Annotated in this window: 14 protein-coding genes; 9 read left to right on the top strand and 5 right to left on the bottom strand. The window is 73.3% G+C overall.

The window, feature by feature from the left end:
- Nucleotides 1-22 precede the first annotated feature (22 nt).
- Genes ACIRQ7_RS26920 through hutU form a run of 3 tightly spaced genes read right to left on the bottom strand, consistent with a single transcriptional unit; the run spans nt 23 to nt 4,328 of the window.
- Nucleotides 23-1,405 (bottom strand): formimidoylglutamate deiminase, encoded by a 1,383-nt coding sequence (locus tag ACIRQ7_RS26920; RefSeq protein WP_404265249.1) that lies wholly within the window; start codon nt 1,403-1,405, stop codon nt 23-25.
- The gene (locus ACIRQ7_RS26915; RefSeq protein WP_404265248.1) at nt 1,396-2,634 is read right to left on the bottom strand and encodes an allantoate amidohydrolase; all 1,239 of its coding nucleotides are present in this window, start codon (nt 2,632-2,634) and stop codon (nt 1,396-1,398) included. Before ACIRQ7_RS26915 ends, ACIRQ7_RS26920 begins: the two co-directional genes overlap by 10 nt.
- On the bottom strand, nt 2,631-4,328 hold the full coding sequence (hutU, locus tag ACIRQ7_RS26910) for a urocanate hydratase (protein WP_404265247.1): 1,698 nt from the start codon (nt 4,326-4,328) through the stop codon (nt 2,631-2,633). Before hutU ends, ACIRQ7_RS26915 begins: the two co-directional genes overlap by 4 nt.
- A gap of 310 nt (nt 4,329-4,638) precedes the next feature.
- On the opposite strand from hutU, the gene ACIRQ7_RS26905 reads away from it, so the two are divergent.
- The 5 genes from ACIRQ7_RS26905 to ACIRQ7_RS26885 all read left to right on the top strand — a co-directional run bounded on the left by ACIRQ7_RS26905 (nt 4,639) and on the right by ACIRQ7_RS26885 (nt 9,001).
- On the top strand, nt 4,639-5,148 hold the full coding sequence (locus ACIRQ7_RS26905) for a hypothetical protein (protein WP_404265246.1): 510 nt from the start codon (nt 4,639-4,641) through the stop codon (nt 5,146-5,148).
- The gene (locus tag ACIRQ7_RS26900) at nt 5,145-5,555 is read left to right on the top strand and encodes a transcriptional regulator (RefSeq protein ID WP_404265245.1); all 411 of its coding nucleotides are present in this window, start codon (nt 5,145-5,147) and stop codon (nt 5,553-5,555) included. Before ACIRQ7_RS26905 ends, ACIRQ7_RS26900 begins: the two co-directional genes overlap by 4 nt.
- 122 nt (nt 5,556-5,677) lie before the next feature.
- The gene (locus ACIRQ7_RS26895) at nt 5,678-6,622 is read left to right on the top strand and encodes an ABC transporter ATP-binding protein (protein ID WP_404265304.1); all 945 of its coding nucleotides are present in this window, start codon (nt 5,678-5,680) and stop codon (nt 6,620-6,622) included.
- Complete coding sequence (locus ACIRQ7_RS26890; RefSeq protein WP_404265244.1) at nt 6,619-7,530, top strand: ABC transporter permease; 912 nt, start codon at nt 6,619-6,621, stop codon at nt 7,528-7,530. The genes ACIRQ7_RS26895 and ACIRQ7_RS26890 overlap by 4 nt, the downstream gene beginning before the upstream one ends.
- Before the next feature lie 142 nt (nt 7,531-7,672).
- The gene (locus ACIRQ7_RS26885; protein WP_404265243.1) at nt 7,673-9,001 is read left to right on the top strand and encodes a diaminopimelate decarboxylase; all 1,329 of its coding nucleotides are present in this window, start codon (nt 7,673-7,675) and stop codon (nt 8,999-9,001) included.
- Between the two features lie 437 nt (nt 9,002-9,438).
- Here ACIRQ7_RS26885 and ACIRQ7_RS26880 read toward each other — a convergent pair whose 3' ends face one another.
- Complete coding sequence (locus ACIRQ7_RS26880) at nt 9,439-10,374, bottom strand: MurR/RpiR family transcriptional regulator (RefSeq protein ID WP_404265242.1); 936 nt, start codon at nt 10,372-10,374, stop codon at nt 9,439-9,441.
- A gap of 110 nt (nt 10,375-10,484) precedes the next feature.
- Complete coding sequence (locus ACIRQ7_RS26875; RefSeq protein ID WP_404265303.1) at nt 10,485-11,969, bottom strand: aromatic amino acid ammonia-lyase; 1,485 nt, start codon at nt 11,967-11,969, stop codon at nt 10,485-10,487.
- Between the two features lie 173 nt (nt 11,970-12,142).
- On the opposite strand from ACIRQ7_RS26875, the gene ACIRQ7_RS26870 reads away from it, so the two are divergent.
- From ACIRQ7_RS26870 to ACIRQ7_RS26855, 4 genes are read left to right on the top strand one after another with little or no spacing between them, the layout of a single operon-like run.
- Nucleotides 12,143-13,336 (top strand): ABC transporter ATP-binding protein, encoded by a 1,194-nt coding sequence (locus ACIRQ7_RS26870; protein WP_404265241.1) that lies wholly within the window; start codon nt 12,143-12,145, stop codon nt 13,334-13,336.
- Entirely contained in the window at nt 13,333-14,007 is a 675-nt protein-coding gene (locus ACIRQ7_RS26865; protein WP_404265240.1) for an ABC transporter permease, read from the top strand. Before ACIRQ7_RS26870 ends, ACIRQ7_RS26865 begins: the two co-directional genes overlap by 4 nt.
- Before the next feature lie 7 nt (nt 14,008-14,014).
- The gene (locus tag ACIRQ7_RS26860; RefSeq protein WP_404265239.1) at nt 14,015-14,686 is read left to right on the top strand and encodes an ABC transporter permease; all 672 of its coding nucleotides are present in this window, start codon (nt 14,015-14,017) and stop codon (nt 14,684-14,686) included.
- A gap of 59 nt (nt 14,687-14,745) precedes the next feature.
- Nucleotides 14,746-15,672: an ABC transporter substrate-binding protein gene (locus ACIRQ7_RS26855; protein ID WP_404265238.1), complete on the top strand. Its 927-nt coding sequence runs from the start codon at nt 14,746-14,748 to the stop codon at nt 15,670-15,672.
- The last annotated feature ends 23 nt before the right edge of the window (nt 15,673-15,695 follow it).

The raw sequence follows: 15,695 nt of genomic DNA, 5'->3' as shown, positions 1-15,695 counted from the left end.
GGCGGCGGGCGGGCGTATCGCGTCAGGCGCGTACGGCGGCGATGGATGCGGCGAGTGCGGTGGGGACGTCGGGGACCAGCGTGTGGACCCCGTCCCGGACGATCTGCCGGCCGCCGACCACCGTGTGCCGCACATCCGCTGCGGAGGCGGCGAATACGGCCGTCTCGGCGCCGAGCCGGGGCAGCGGCCCGGCGGTGCGTACGGAGTCCAGCGCGATCGTGGTGAGGTCGGCGAGCGCGCCGCTCTCGATGGTGCCCGCGTCGTCCCAGCCCAGGGCGGCATGGCCGTCGGCGGTGGCGGCGCGCAGCAGGGCGGCGGCCGTCCAGTGTCCGCGGGTGCGGGTGCGCAGTCGCTCGTCGAGCTCCATGGCGCGGGCCTCTTCGAGCAGGTCGATGACGGCGTGGCTGTCGCTGCCGAGCGACAGCGGGCTGCCGTGGGACTGGAGCAGGGCGGCCGGGCCGATGCCGTCGGCGAGGTCGCGTTCGGTGGTCGGGCACATGCAGACCCCGGTCCCGGCGCCCCCGAGCAGCCCGATGTCCTCGGGCGTGAGGTGGGTGGCGTGCACGGCGGTGGTGCGGCGGTCCAGCGCGCCGTGGTCGGCCAGCAGCCGGGTCGGGGTGCAGCCGTGGGCGTCGCGGCAGGCGTCGTTCTCGGCGGTCTGCTCGGAGAGGTGGACGTGCAGCGGGGCCTGCCGGGCGCGGGTCCAGTCGGCGACGGTGCTCAGCTGGTCCGCGGGGACGGCTCGTACGGAGTGGATGGCGGCGCCGATGCGGGCGTGCTCACCGGCGGCCTTGAGGGCGTCGGCGCGCTGGGCCCATTCCTCGGCGGTGCCGTCGGAGAAGCGCAGTTGGTGGTGGTTGGGCGGCGTCCCGAAGCCGGCGGAGAGGTAGGCGGTGTCGAGGAGGGTGATGCGGATTCCGGCGTCGGCGGCCGCCGCGATGAGGGCTTCGCCCATCGCGTTGGGGTTGTCGTAGCGGGTGCCGCCGGGCGCGTGGTGGAGGTAGTGGAATTCCCCGACGCAGGTGATGCCGGCCAGCGCCATCTCGGCGTAGACGGCGCGGGCGAGGGCGTAGTAGCTGTCCGGCGTCAGCTGGTCGGCGACGTTGTACATGACCTCGCGCCAGGTCCAGAAGGTGCCGGAGCCGACCTGGACGGTGCCGCGCAGCGCCCGGTGGAAGGCGTGGCTGTGGGCGTTGGCGAGGCCGGGGAGGGTCAGGCCGCGCAGCGCGACGGCGCCGGGCGGCGGGGCCTCGGTCCCGGTGCGGACGGCCGTGATCCGGCCATCCGCGACGTCGACGGTGACGCCCGGTTCGACGTGGGTGCCGAGCCAGGCGTGTTCGAGCCAGTAGGTGGCCGATGCCGTCCGCCGGTGCGTCGTCGCTGCTTCCTGCGGGCTCAGGTGCACGCCAGCCCCTCCAGTACGTCGGCGAGTGCGGTCACCCCGGCGACGCAGTCGTCCTCGTCCGCCGCTTCCGCGGGCGAGTGCGAGACGCCGGTGGGGTTGCGCACGAACAGCATGGCGGTGGGGACGGTTCCGGACAAAATACCGGCGTCGTGTCCGGCGCCGGTGCCGAGGACGGGCAGCGCGCGCTCCGCGCCCTTGCCGAGGATGGCGCCCAGTTCGTCCCGCAGGGCGTGCTGGAAGTCCACGACGGGGGTGAAGGATTCCCGTACGACGCTCAGGTCCACCCCGTCGCGGGCGGCGCGTTCGGCGGCCGCCCGCTCGATCCCGGTGATCACGGTGTCCAGGGTGTCCTGGTCGGCGGCGCGGGAGTCCAGCCAGCCGCGCACCAGCGAGGGGATCGCGTTGACGCCGTTCGGCTCGACGCTGATCTTCCCGAAGGTGGCCAGGGCGCCTGCCAGGCGGGCCTGTTCGCGGGCGGCGAGGACCGTCGCGGCGTAGGTGAGCATCGGGTCACGGCGGTCTTCGAGCCGGGTGGTGCCGGCGTGGTTGGCCTCGCCGTGGAAGTCGAACCGCCAGCGGCCGTGCGGCCAGATGGCGGAGGCGATGCCGAGGGGGTCGCCGGAGAGGTCGAGGGCGCGGCCCTGCTCGACGTGCAGTTCGACGAACGCGCCGATCTTCGCGAGCCGTCCGGGGTCCGGGCCGATGCCCTCGGGGTCGTATCCGGCGTTATCCATCGCCTGCGGGAGGGTGATGCCGTCACCGTCGCGCAGCAGGCGTGCCGCGTCGCCGGTGAGCGCCCCGGCGGCGAGCCGGGAGCCGACGCAGGCCAGGCCGAAGCGGGCGCCTTCCTCGTCGCCGAAGTTGACGATCGCCAGCGGCTTGCCGAACTCCGCGCCTCTGCTGCGGAGTTCGTCCAGGGCGGCGAAGGAGGAGACCACGCCCAGCGGCCCGTCGAAGGCGCCGCCGTCCGGCACGGAGTCCAGGTGGGAGCCGGTGACCACGGCGTCGCCGTCGGCCACGTCCTCGTAGGTCGTGGCCCCGAGCCAGGCCCACTGGTTGCCGTTGCGGTCCAGCTCGTAGGAGAGCCCACGGGCCTCGGCCTGGGCCCGGAACCACGCCCGGCAGTCGGTGTCGGCGGCGGTCCAGGCGAAGCGCCGGTAGCCCCCGGAGGAGGAGTCGCGGCCGATCGGCCGCAGCTGCTGCCACATCTCGTGGAACGAGGAGGTCACGCGCCCTCGCTCTCGCCGCGGCCGGCCTCGCCGGCGGTCCCGCCCTCACGCATCGGGATGCGGACGCCGCGCTCGTCGGCGACCTCGTCGGCGCGCTCGTAGCCGGCGTCGACGTGGCGGATGACGCCCATCCCCGGGTCGTTGGTGAGCACCCGGCGGATCTTCTCGCCGGCCAGCGGGGTGCCGTCGGCGACGGTGACCTGCCCGGCGTGGATCGAGCGGCCCATGCCGACGCCGCCGCCGTGGTGGATCGAGACCCAGGAGGCGCCGGAGGCGACGTTGACCATGGCGTTGAGCAGCGGCCAGTCGGCGATCGCGTCCGAGCCGTCCTTCATCGCCTCGGTCTCGCGGTAGGGCGAGGCCACGGAGCCGCAGTCGAGGTGGTCGCGGCCGATGGCGAGCGGGGCGCGCAGGGTGCCGTCGGCGACCATCTCGTTGAACCGCTCGCCGGCCTTGTCGCGCTCGCCATAGCCGAGCCAGCAGATACGGGCGGGCAGGCCCTGGAAGTGGACCCGCTCACCGGCGAGTTTGATCCAGCGGGCCAGCGACTCGTTCTGCGGGAAGAGGTCCAGCATCGCCTTGTCGGTGGCCGCGATGTCCCGGGCGTCGCCGGACAGCGCCGCCCAGCGGAACGGGCCCTTCCCCTCGGCGAAGAGTGGCCGGATGTAGGCGGGCACGAAGCCGGGGAAGGCGAAGGCACGCGCGTATCCGGCGAGCTGGGCCTCGCCGCGGATGGAGTTGCCGTAGTCGAAGACCTCGGCACCGGCGTCCATGAAGCCGACCATGGCCTCGACGTGCGCGGCCATCGACTCGCGCGCCCGCTGGGTGAAGTCGGCGGGCTTCTCGGCGGCGTAGGCGGCCATGTCGTCGAAGTCGATGCCGGCGGGCAGGTAGGCCAGCGGGTCGTGGGCGCTGGTCTGGTCGGTGACGATGTCGATCGGCGCGCCCTCGGCGAGCATCCGCGGGAGCAGTTCGGCGGCATTGCCGAGCAATCCGATGGAGAGCGGTTTGCGCTGGTCGCGGGCTTCCGTGGCGAGCTGGAGGGCGTGCTGGAGGCTGTCCGCCCGCACGTCCAGATAGCGGTGCTCGATCCGCCGCTCGATGGCCCGCGGGTCGACGTCGATACAGATCGCGACGCCGTCGTTCATGGTGACGGCGAGCGGCTGGGCGCCGCCCATGCCGCCGAGCCCCGCGGTGAGCGTGATCGTCCCGGCGAGCGTGCCGCCGAACTTCTTCGCCGCGACGGCCGCGAACGTCTCGTACGTGCCCTGCAGGATCCCCTGCGTCCCGATGTAGATCCACGATCCGGCCGTCATCTGGCCGTACATGGTCAGCCCGAGGGCCTCCAGGCGCCGGAACTCCTCCCAGTTGGCCCAGTCGCCGACGAGGTTGGAGTTGGCGATCAGCACCCGCGGCGCCCACTCGTGGGTCTGCATCACGCCGACCGGCCTGCCGGACTGGACGAGCATCGTCTCGTCCTGCTTGAGCGTGGTCAGGGTGCGCACCATCGCGTCGAACGAACGCCAGTCACGGGCGGCTTTGCCGGTGCCGCCGTAGACGACGAGCTTGTCCGGGTGCTCGGCCACCTCGGGGTCGAGGTTGTTCTGCAGCATCCGCAGCGCGGCTTCCTGCTGCCAGCCCCGAGCACTGAGTTCCGTACCGCGCGGTGCCCGCACGGGTCGCGGTCCCGACATGGGCCCTGCCTCCCTGACGTCGAATGGATTCGAACCGGACGGATCGAGTCGCATGGATCGAGCTATTCACATAGTTACTTTGCTGAATATGGCTAGTCAACAGGGGGAGCCGCCCGGCCTGGGCGCACGGCACATATCGGCCATCCCCACGGCGCTCCGCAGGGCGACCACTTCGCTCCGCACGGCCGCCACGCAGCAGCCGCACAGCAGCCGCGCCCAACTCCCCCGCCCCCAGACTTGCCCACTGGGAAAGTTGGCGGTAACTTTCCCAGTAGGCAAGTAAACGGACCGTCCTGGGGAGGCGATGGGCATGAGCACACCGGTGGATGCCGAACAGGCCTGGAGGGATCTGCAGCGCATCCGGGTGCCGCAGGAGCGGGTGTACGACGAGATCGAGCGCTGCGCGTCCGGCAGCCCCGGCGCGACGTACGCCACCGCGTCCCTGATGTGGCTCTACATCGCCAGCTGGGGCCTGCGACTCCCCGACTGGGCCTCCTGGTTGACGCTCGGGGTGTATATCGCGGTGCTCGGCTCGCTGGCCGTGGTCCACAACCGCCGCAGCCGCATCCGGCTGCACCGCTCGCGCCACACCTGGCGGTCGTTCGTCACGTTCGTCGCAGGAATGGTGGTGACCTGCGCGGTCATCCTGCTGTCCGGGTGGCTGGTCAGGTCCCTGGACATGCCGTACGGCAGCCTGATCCAGGCGACCGTCTCGGCGGGCTCCTTCATCCTCCTCGTCGGCCCCGCCAACCGCTGGGCGATCGGCTCGCTGCGCGGTCGCGGCGCCGATGCGGCGTCCGAGGGGGCGGACCGCCGATGAGCACCCCGACCGGCTTCGACGAACTCATCCACCCCTCCACCAGGCTGTCGGTGGTGGCGCTGCTCGCCGCCGCCGAATGGGCGGACTTCCCGTTCATCCGCGACAGCCTCTCGCTCAGCGACTCCGCGCTCTCCAAGCAGCTGCACACCCTGGAGGAGGCCGGATATCTGGAGATCCGCAAGGAGGGCGGCGGCCGCAAGCGCCGTACGAAGGTCCGGCTGACGGACCGCGGCCGGACCGCCTTCGAGGGCCATGTGGCCGCCCTCCGGGCCATCGTCGAGGGCGCGGGCCCGGCCGCGCGGCCCGGGACCGACCCGGCGTCGGAGTCCGGGAGCCGGTCAACCGCGCGGTCCGGGAGCGGACCGGCCGGGGATCGCCGGCTGCCCCGCGCGGAGGCGGGCCGATGACGTCCGGCGACCCGACCACCACGCCACCCACCGTGCCGACCGCGCCCACCGCCCCGCCGACCGTCCCTGTGACCGCCACGGCCCCAGCGCCGGCGGCCTCGGCAGACCCGGCGGCCTCGGCCATGGCCACGGCGCTCCCGCCCACCGCGGCGCGCACCCCCACCGCGGCGCACCCGCCACCCGCCTCGCCCGCCGGCCCGCCGGTCGTCGTCCGGGCCGGCGGCCTGCGCATGACGTACGGCAGCGTCGACGTCCTGCACGGCATCGATCTCGACATCCGCCGCGGCGAGGTCTTCGCGCTGCTCGGGCCCAACGGCGCCGGGAAGACCACCACCGTCGAGATCCTGGAGGGCTTCCGGCAGCGCTCCGCCGGGGACGTCCGGGTGCTCGGCGCAGACCCGGCGCACGCCGACGACGCCTGGCGCGGCCGGATCGGCCTGGTCCTGCAGTCCTGGCGCGACCACCGCCGCTGGCGGGTCGCCGAGCTGCTGACGCACTTCGCCACCTACTACCCCGACCCGCGCGATCCGGCCGAGCTGCTGGCCCTGGTCGGCCTCACCGACCAGGCCGGCCGGCGGGTCGACCAACTGTCCGGCGGACAGCGCCGCCGCCTGGACGTCGCGCTCGGCATCGTCGGCCGCCCCGAGCTCCTCTTCCTGGACGAGCCGACCACGGGTTTCGACCCGGAGGCGCGGCACGACTTCCACGTCCTGGTCGAACGCCTCGCCCGCGACGACGGCGTCACCGTCCTGCTCACCACCCATGACCTGATCGAGGCCGAGCGGCTCGCGGACCGGATAGCGATGCTGGTCAACGGCCGGATCCGGGCCTGCGGCACGCCCGCCGAACTCGCCCGCCGGGCCGCCGCGCAGGCCGAGGTCCGCTGGACGGCGACCGATGGCACGGCCCGGCGCGAGCGCACCGAGCACCCCTCCCAGCTGGTCTGGGACCTCCACCGCGACGCCCAGGGGCCGATCGCCGACCTGGAGGTCCGGCGCCCGACGCTGGAGGACACCTATCTGCACATGGTGCACAGCGAGGACGACGGCGAGGAGCGCTCCGCATGACGACCACTCAGGCACACCCCGTCCGGCCCGCCCGTCCCGTCCGCCCGGCCCGCCCCGTCCGCCGCTACTGGCGCGCCGGTCTGCTGCGTGGCCGTATCGAGCTGAGCCATCTCGTCCGCAATCCCAAGGAACTCAGCGGCCACCTCGTCAATGTCGTCGTGGCGCTCCTGGTGGCCGGATACGTCACCAAGGACGTGCCCGGCACCCACATCCCGATGGCCCATCTGACGCTGGCCGGTTTCGCCGCGTATCTGCTGTTCCAGATCGGCCTCGTCAACCTCCCGCAGATCCTGGTGACCGAACGGGAAGAGGGCGCCCTGCTGCGGCTGCGTGCCACGCCCGGCGGCATACCGGCCTATCTCGTCGCCAAGTCGGTGCTGGTGGTCGTGCTGGCGGCAGCCACCCTCGCCGTCCTGCTGGGGGCCGCCGCGCTGCTGGTGGACGGGCCGCTGCCGCACGGGCCCGGCGGCTGGCTGACGCTGCTGTGGGTCACCGCGCTCGGGCTGCTGGCCGTCGTCCCGCTGGGCGCGGCCCTCGGTGCCGTACTCCCCAACCCCCGCGAGGCGCTGGCACTGATCATGCTGCCGACGATGGGGCTGCTGGTGACCTCCGGGGCGGTGTTCCCGATCACCGCGCTGCCCGTCGTGGTCCAGAAGGTGGCCGCGGTCTTCCCGCTCAAGTGGATGGCGCAGGGGCTGCGCTCGGCGCTCCTGCCGGACGCCGCACGCGCCGCGGAACCGGCCGGGTCCTGGGAGCTGCCGGTGGTCGCGCTGGTGCTGACCGCCTGGGCGGTGCTCGGTTTCCTCCTCGCCGTCCCTCTGCTCCGCCGCGCCGCCCGTCGCGAGTCCGGCTCCCGCCTCACCGAACGCCACCGCAAGGCCGCACAGAGCGGGGCCCGGATGAGCTGAATGGGCCCGGGTGGGCCGAGAGGGCCCGGAGGGGTTGGGAGGGGCCCGGAGGTGGTGGGAGGGGAGGCCGGACGGCGGGAGCCCCGGCGCACCGACCGGCATCCGATGGCGCCGCGCCCCCGTCGGGTGATGAAGTTGGCCCATGACCCTCACGGACCGAGACCACGCCGTACAGGCAGCCGTAGCGCAGGGCCTGATCAGCCCCGCCGAGCCCGTTGCGGGGCTGCTCGACATCGCCGGCATCCGGCGTTCGGCGGCCGGGCTGCATGCCGCCTTCGAGGAGTTCGCCGCCCCCGGCACCCCGGTCCTGCACGCCTTCGCCGTGAAGGCCGCCTCGCTCGTGCCGGTGCTGCGGCTGCTCAGTCAAGTGGGCCTCGGCTGCGAGGTGGCCAGCCCCGGCGAGCTGGCGCTGGCGCGCGCCGCCGGGGTGCCGATCGCCCGTACCGTCCTGGACTCCCCCGCCAAGACGCACGCCGAGCTGCGCGAGGCGCTGGCCCTCGGTATCGCGGTGAACGCCGACAATCCCGAGGAGCTGGCCCGTATCGACGGGCTGATCGCCTCGGCGCCGACCACCGCGCCCATCGGCCTGCGGGTCAATCCGCAGATCGGCGGCGGCACCATCGGGGCGATGAGCACCGCCACCGACACCTCGAAGTTCGGTGTGGCGCTGCGCGACGAGGGTGCCCGTGAGTGGGTCGTCCAGTCCTACCTCGCCCGCCCCTGGCTGACCCGGCTGCACGCCCACGTCGGGTCGCAGGGCATGCCGCTGGAGCTGATGGCCGAGGGCGTACGGGCGCTGTTCACGCTCGCCGAGGAGATCAACGAGAAGGCCGGCCGGGACCAGATCACCACCCTCGACATCGGCGGCGGACTGCCCGTCAACTTCTCCTCGGACGACACCACCCCCACCTACCGCGCCTACGCCGAGCTCCTCAGCGAGACGGTCCCCGGGCTGTTCTCCGGGCGGTACGGCCTGGTCACCGAGTTCGGCCGCTCGCTGCTGGCCAAGCACGGTGCGATCGTCGCCCGCGTCGAATACGCGAAGTCGGCCGGCGGCCGGCCCATCGCGGTCACCCACGCGGGCGCCCAGGTCGCCACCCGTACGGTCTTCGTCCCCGACGCCTGGCCGATCCGGGTCGCCGCCTACGACGCCGAGGGCCGGCCCAAGAGCGGCGCCCCGGTCGCCCAGGACATCGCGGGCCCGTGCTGCTTCGCAGGTGACCTGGTCGCCGAGAACCGTCCGCTTCCCCTCCTGGAAGCCGGCGACCACACGGCTCTGCTGGACACCGGCGCCTACTACTTCTCCACCCATTTCGCCTACAACTCCCTCCCCCGGCCCGGCATTTACGGCTACCGGACCGACCCCGACGGCACCGTCCGCTTCGCCACCATCCGCACCCCGCAGACACTTGAGGAGCTCACGGAGGAAAGCGGCGCGGCCCATACCGCCGCGCTGGACGCCCTGGGGTAGCGGCCGGGGGGCGTGCGCCGTTGCGGCCGTTCGCCGTTCAGGGCCGTTCAGGCCGTCCAGAGCCGTTCAGAGCCGTCCAGGGGAGCAGCGCTTCGTGACGTGATGCGCTCCGGGCGGACGGCTGCGTGCCGACGAGGAGGTGCCGGCCACGGAGCGGTGCCGGCCACGGAGAAGTACCGACGGGTGAGAAGTACCGGCGGCGAGGTACCGGCCGCAGTGGGCGACGGCGGTCGAGGGTGGCGACCTCGCTCAGCCCGAGCCGCACCGCCGGGCGACGGCAACGGCAACGGCAACGGCAACGGCAACCGCAACGGGCGATCGACGGCGCAAGCCACGGGAAACCGCTGAGAGGGGTGGCCACCGGGAAGTCAGCTCAGGGACACGGGAGTTCACCGGCCACCGAGCGCCGGCACACCGAGGACGCCCCAGCCCTCCCCTCACTCCACGAACAACCCCCGCGCCGACGCCCGTGTGTCGAATTCCTCCAGGCGGGCCTGGGCGTCCGGGAGGGCGTCGCACATCGCCTCCAGGAGGACGCGGCCCAGCAGCATGGGGGCGCAGGCGGTGTCGAAGGCCAGGCCGGTGCCTACGGGGGCGGGGAGGAGCAGATCGGTGTGGTGGGCGACCGGTGCGAAGGCGCTGTCGGCGACGGTGACGACGGTGAGGCCGGCGGCGCGGGCGTACTCCAGGGCGTCCAGGACCTCGCGTGGGTGGCGGGGCAGGGCGAAGCAGAGGAGCGTGGTGGCGCCGGCGCGTACGCAGGCGTCGATGCGGTCGGTGAGCATGGTGCCGCCCTCGTCGAGGAGGCGGACGTCGGGGTGGACCTTGCGGGCGAAGTAGACGAAGCCGGCGGCCTGGGCGGTCGCGGCGCGCAGGCCGAGGACCGGGAGCGGGCGGGAGCCGGCGAAGAGACGCCCGGCCCGGACCACGGGGGCCGGGTCGGCGAGGGCGGCGGCGAGGTGGCGAAGGTTGTCGATCTCCGCATGGACGGCCTGCTGGTACTCGTTGTACGTGCCGGTGTCGCCCGGTGTCTCGGCGGGCGCGACCTCGCGCAGGTGGCGGCGGAGCGCCGGGTAGCCGTCGAAGCCGAGGGCGACCGCGAAGCGGGTGACGGACGGCTGGCTGACGCCGGCGAGTTCGGCCAGCTCGACGCTGGAGAGGAAGGGCGCGTCGGCGGCCCGCCGCACCATGCAGTGGGCGATGCGGCGCTGAGTGGGTGTCAGCCGGTGCCCCTCGAAGAGGGCCTGGAGGCGGGTGGCGGGCCCGGTGGAGGCGCCTGGGGAGACGTCCGCGGGTGGTGCCGCCTCGCCCCGCGCCGTCCGTGCCGGTACCTGATCGGCCGCGCCGCCGCCGTTGTCCCCGTCCCCGCTCATCGCCTCTTCTTCCCGGCCCCGCGCGGGGCCCCTCTCGTGCGCCGGCCGACCCGACCGGCTGACCGACTCTACGGAACGATCCCCGCCCGGACGGACCACCGGCCCCGGGCTCACAGCTCCGCCAGCCGGTCCAGCAGCCCCGCCGCGACCGCCACGTCGTCCGTCAGCGGGCGGTCCTCCATGCGCGGGTCGAGGGCGGCGGCGGCGAGGTCGTAGGCGGCGGCCACCGGGAGGCCCGGCTCGGGTTCGAGGGAGCGCATCCGCAACGCCCTGACGGCGGCGACGAGTTCGCAGGCCAGGACGTGGCGGTAGTGGGTGCAGGCGCGCAGCGTCTGGCGGGCGCCGAGGGAGGCGAAGCTGGCCTGTTCCTCGACGCCGCGGGAGAGCACGGCGTGGCCGAGCGAGGACGGATGGGAGACCTCGCGCATCTCGCCGAGGGCGGCGCCGGCCGCGTATTCGAGGATCATCACGCCGGAGCTGGCCGGGGCCGCGTCGCCGAGGAAGGGCCGCAGCCGGGTGAAGTCGGGTTCGGAGAGGGCGGCGAGGCGGGCGGTGGAGAGCCGGGCGGTCTGCATGACGGCGAGCCGGAAGCTGTCCAGGGCGAGCACGGTGTGTGCGGCGTAGAAGTTGCCGTGGTGGTAGGCGGCTTGGTGCTCGACGCTGATGAGGGGGTTCTCGGCGGCGGCGTTCAGCTCCACCGTCAGTACGTCGTCCAGGGTGTCGGCGGCGTCCAGTGCGGGGCCGTGGATCTGCGGGATGCAGCGGAAGCCGTACGGGTCCTGGATGCGGCCGAGCGGTGGCGCGGGCAGCGGCGGGACGCCGCACAGGGCGCGCATGCGCCGGGCGGCGGCCGCCGATCCGGGGTGCGGGCGGGCGCGCATGACGGGCTCGGCGAAGGGTTCGTACGAGCCGCCGACGGCGAGGAGGGAGAGCGCGGCGACGGGCAGCGAAGCGGCGAGCAGCCGGCGCAGTTCGTCGAGGGCGAGCGCGGACTGGCCGAGGGTGAGGGCGTTGCTGCTGATCAGCGCGAGGGCGTCGTTGCTGTCGAGGGCGATGGGGGCGGGGGCGTGGCCGCCGGGGGCGAGCTGCCAGGGGTGTTCGCCGGCCAGCGCCAGGCCGGTCTGTGCGAGGGCGGCGAGGTCGCCGGTGCCGACCGCGCCGAATTCGTTGACGACGGGGCGTGCGCCCGAGTCCAGGGCGGCGAGGAGGGAGGTGATGACGGCGGGGTGGAGGCCGGCGCCGCCCGCCAGCAGCTGGTTGGCGCGGACGACGAGCATGGCGCGGACCTCGCGGGCCGGCAGCGGGTCGCCGATCGCGCCGGCGTGGCTGCGCAGCAGGCGCAGTCCGTGTTCGGCGTCGCCGAGCCCGACGTCCTCGGTGCGGTTGGCGCCGACGCCGGTGCTCCGCCCGTAGACCCGGCCGGTGGCGGCGAGGCGGCGGGCGGTGTTCCAGGAGTCCTCGGCGAGGGCGAGGGCCTTGGGTTCGGGGGCCGCGGGACGTGCGGTGCGTTCGGCGAGGGCGGTGACGTCCGCCGTGCGCAGGCCGGTGCCGTCGAGTGCGATGCGCCGGCCGGTCCGCTGACCGGCGTCCAGCATGTGGGATCCCAAGGGGCTCAACTCCCTCTTATAACGCGCTTTGTGGATGGAAGTCCGACACCTGGTTCCGTACCGTGAGCCGAAGTAACAGGCGTTTTACACCGGCCTATTGACTTCTATTCACCCACCTAACACTCTGCATGACCATATGCAGGCCGGGCAAGGGGCAGCAGATGATCAAGTTCGACGCAGTCACCAAGCGGTACCCGAACGGCACCACCGCTGTGGACGATCTTTCGCTGGATCTCCCCGAGGGCGGCGTCACCGTCCTCGTCGGATCCTCCGGATGCGGTAAGACGACCACCCTGCGGATGGTCAACCGGATGGTCGACCCGACCTCCGGGACGATCAGCGTGGCCGGCCGCGACATCCTGGAGGCGGACGCCGCCGAGCTGCGCCGCGGCATCGGCTACGTCATCCAGCAGTCGGGGCTCTTCCCGCACCGCACCATCCTCGACAACATCGCGACGGTGCCGCTGCTGCTGGGCTGGGGCCGCCGCAAGGCCCGCGCCCGCGCCGCCGAGCTCCTGGAGCTGGTCGGGCTGCCCTCGGACTCCGGCAAGCGCTACCCGCACCAGCTGTCCGGCGGTCAGCAGCAGCGCGTGGGCGTCGCCCGCGCGCTCGCCGCCGACCCGCCGGTGCTGCTGATGGACGAGCCGTTCGGCGCCGTCGACCCGGTCGTCCGCACCCAACTGCAGAACGAGCTGCTGCGCCTCCAGGAGGAGCTGCGCAAGACCGTCGTCTTCGTCACCCACGACATCGACGAGGCGGTCCGTCTCGGTGACCGGATCGCGGTCTTCCGCACCGGCGGCCACCTCGTCCAGTGCGCCGAGCCCGCCGAGCTGCTGGCCCGCCCCGCCGACGATTTCGTCGCCGACTTCCTGGGCGCCGAGCGCGGCCTCAAGCTGCTCTCGCTGACCACCCTCGCCGATGTGCCCTACGCACCGGGCGCCGCGATACGCGCGGACGAACCGGTCGGCGCGATATCCCCGGGCGGCAGCCGCTGGCGCCTGGTGACCTCCCCGCGCGGCGAACCGCAGGGCTGGCTGGACACCGACGCGCTGCCGTCCGGTGGCACCGCCGGCGAGGCTGCCCTGGAGGCCGTACGCCCGCTGCGCGACGGCGACTCGCTGCTCTCGGCGCTCAACGAAGCGGTCTCCTCACCGGCCGGCGCGGTCGCCCGGGTCGACGCCGACGGCGTCCTGACCGGTGTCACCTCGCGCGACGCCGTCCACGACCGGGCGGGCCGCAGCCACGCCGAAGCCGGACGCAGGGCCGCACCGGAGAGCCCCGGCGGCGACCCGGCCGAGGCCCCCTCCCCCGCCTCGCTCCAGAAGACCGCCGCCCCGGCGGAGCGCCCCGTATGACGATCGAATGGGGCTGGTTCCCCGACCACACCGGCGAGATGGCACGGCTCACCGCCGACCACCTCGCGACCGCCGTGCCCGCCGTCCTCCTGGGCCTGCTGATCGCGCTGCCGCTCGCGGTCCTCGCGCATCGCGTCCGGCCGCTGCGCGGCTTCGTCCTCGGCGCGTCCAACATCCTCTACACCATCCCCTCCCTCGCCTTCTTCGTCCTGCTGCTGCCGCTCACCGGACTGACCCGCACCACCGCGATCGTCGGCCTGACCGCGTACACCCTGGTCGTGCTCGTACGGAACACCGTCGAGGGGCTGGACGCGGTGCCCGCCAAGGCGCGCGAGGCCTCGGCGGCCATGGGGACGCGCCCGCTGCGCACCCTGCTCACCGTCGAGCTGCCGCTCGCCCTCCCGGTGATCATGGCGGGCGTCCGGGTCGCCACCGTCATGTCCATCTCCCTCGTCAGCGTGGCGAGTTACATCGGCTACGGCGGCCTCGGCCAGCTCTTCACCGACGGCTTCCAGCGCAACTACCCCACCCCGGTGATCGCCGGAGTGGCCCTGACCCTGCTGCTCGCCCTGGTCGCCGACGCCCTGCTGGTCACCGTCCAGTGGCTGTGCACCCCCTGGCGGCGGGGCGGTCCCCGGCAGCGCACCTTCAAGTGGCGGAAGGCAGCGTGACGCGCCGATGCTCGAACTCCTGAAGAACCTCGCCTCCTGGCTGACCAGCCCGGCCCAGTGGTCCGGACCCGAGGGCATCGCCGCCCGCGTGCTGGAACACCTGGAGTACTCGGTGCTCGCCACCGTCGCCGCAGCCCTGATCGCGCTGCCCATCGGCCTGCTCATCGGGCACACCGGGCGCGGCGCCTTCCTCGCCGTCAACCTCTCGTCCTTCGGCCGGGCGCTGCCCACCGTCGGCCTGGTCACCCTGGTCTTCCTCGCGGGCGGCCTGAGCGTCTGGCCGGTGTACGTCTCGCTGGTCGCGCTCGCCGTGCCCGTGATCATCACCAATACGTACGCGGGCATGGCCGCCGTCGACCCCGAGGTCAAGGACGCCGCCAAGGGCGTCGGACTGCGCGGCCACCAGGTCCTGTGGCAGGTCGAACTCCCGCTCGCGCTCCCGCTGATCATGACCGGTGTGCGGCTCGCGACCGTCCAGGTCGTCGCCACCGCCACCATCGCCGCCTACGTCAGCTTCGGCGGTCTGGGCCGCTATGTCTTCGACGGCCTGGCGCAGCGCGACCTGGTGCAGGTGCTGGGCGGCGCGGCCCTCGTGGCCGTGCTCGCCGTCGCCGCCGACCTCGCGCTGGGCGGCCTGACGCGGCTGCTCTTCCGCGGCCGCCCGGCCACCGCCCGCTGAGCCCCCGCAGAGCCCGCCGGACCTCTACCTTGCCCCGTACGCGCCAAGGAGCCCGACCCATGAACCGTCGCACCGTCCTGACCGCCCTGCTCGCCGGCGCCTCGGCCCCGGTGCTGGCCGCCTGTTCCTCCGGCATCACCTCCCTCAAGGGGGACGGCGCCGGCGGTGACAGCGGTAGCAGCGGCGGCGGGCTGACCATCGGCACCGCCAACTTCACCGAGAACCAGATCCTCGGCTACCTCTACGCGGGCGTCCTGAACGCCGCCGGCATCAAGACCACCGTCAAGCCCAACCTCGGCTCCCGCGAGATCGTCGTTCCCGCCCTGCGCTCCGGCGACATCGACCTGCTCCCCGAATACCAGGGCAGCCTGCTGCTCTACCTCGACAAGAAGGCCACCGAGACCGAGGCGGGCGCGATGCAGAACGCGCTGGCCGCCGTGCTGCCCGACGGCCTCGAAGTCCTCCCGTACGCGGCGGCCGAGGACCGCGACTCGTTCGCCGTCACCCGCGAGACCGCCGACCACTACGGCCTGAAGTCACTCGCCGACCTGCGGAAGGTCAACGGCAAGCTGGTGTTCGGCGCGGCGGCCGAGATGAAGAAGCGGGTCGTCGGGGTCGTCGGCCTCAAGGACCAGTACGGCGTGGAATTCAAGGAGTTCAAGGCGCTTGACTCGTCGGGTCCGCTGGTCAAGGGCGCGCTCAAGAAGGGCGACATCGACATCGCCAATGTCTTCACGACCGACGTCGACACGGCCGAGAACGGCTGGGTGCAGCTCGCCGACCCCAAGCACCTCATCCCCGCCCAGCACATCGTTCCGCTGATCGCCTCCCGCAAGGCCGACTCCAAGGTCCGCAAGGCACTCGCCCGTCTGGGCAACGCCCTCACCACGTCCCAGCTCACCGAGCTCAACCGGCTGGTCGACAAGGACAAGCAGGACCCGGACCGGGTCGCCGACGCCTGGCTGAAGAAGCACAAGCTGGGGTGAGGCGGGCGCGGACCCACCGGGCC

It is taken from the genome of Streptomyces sp. NPDC101393, assembly GCF_044767385.1.
GTDB lineage: Bacteria > Actinomycetota > Actinomycetes > Streptomycetales > Streptomycetaceae > Streptomyces.
The sequence above is the reverse complement of the archived record's forward strand: the minus strand, read 5'-3'. Positions and strand labels throughout refer to the sequence as shown.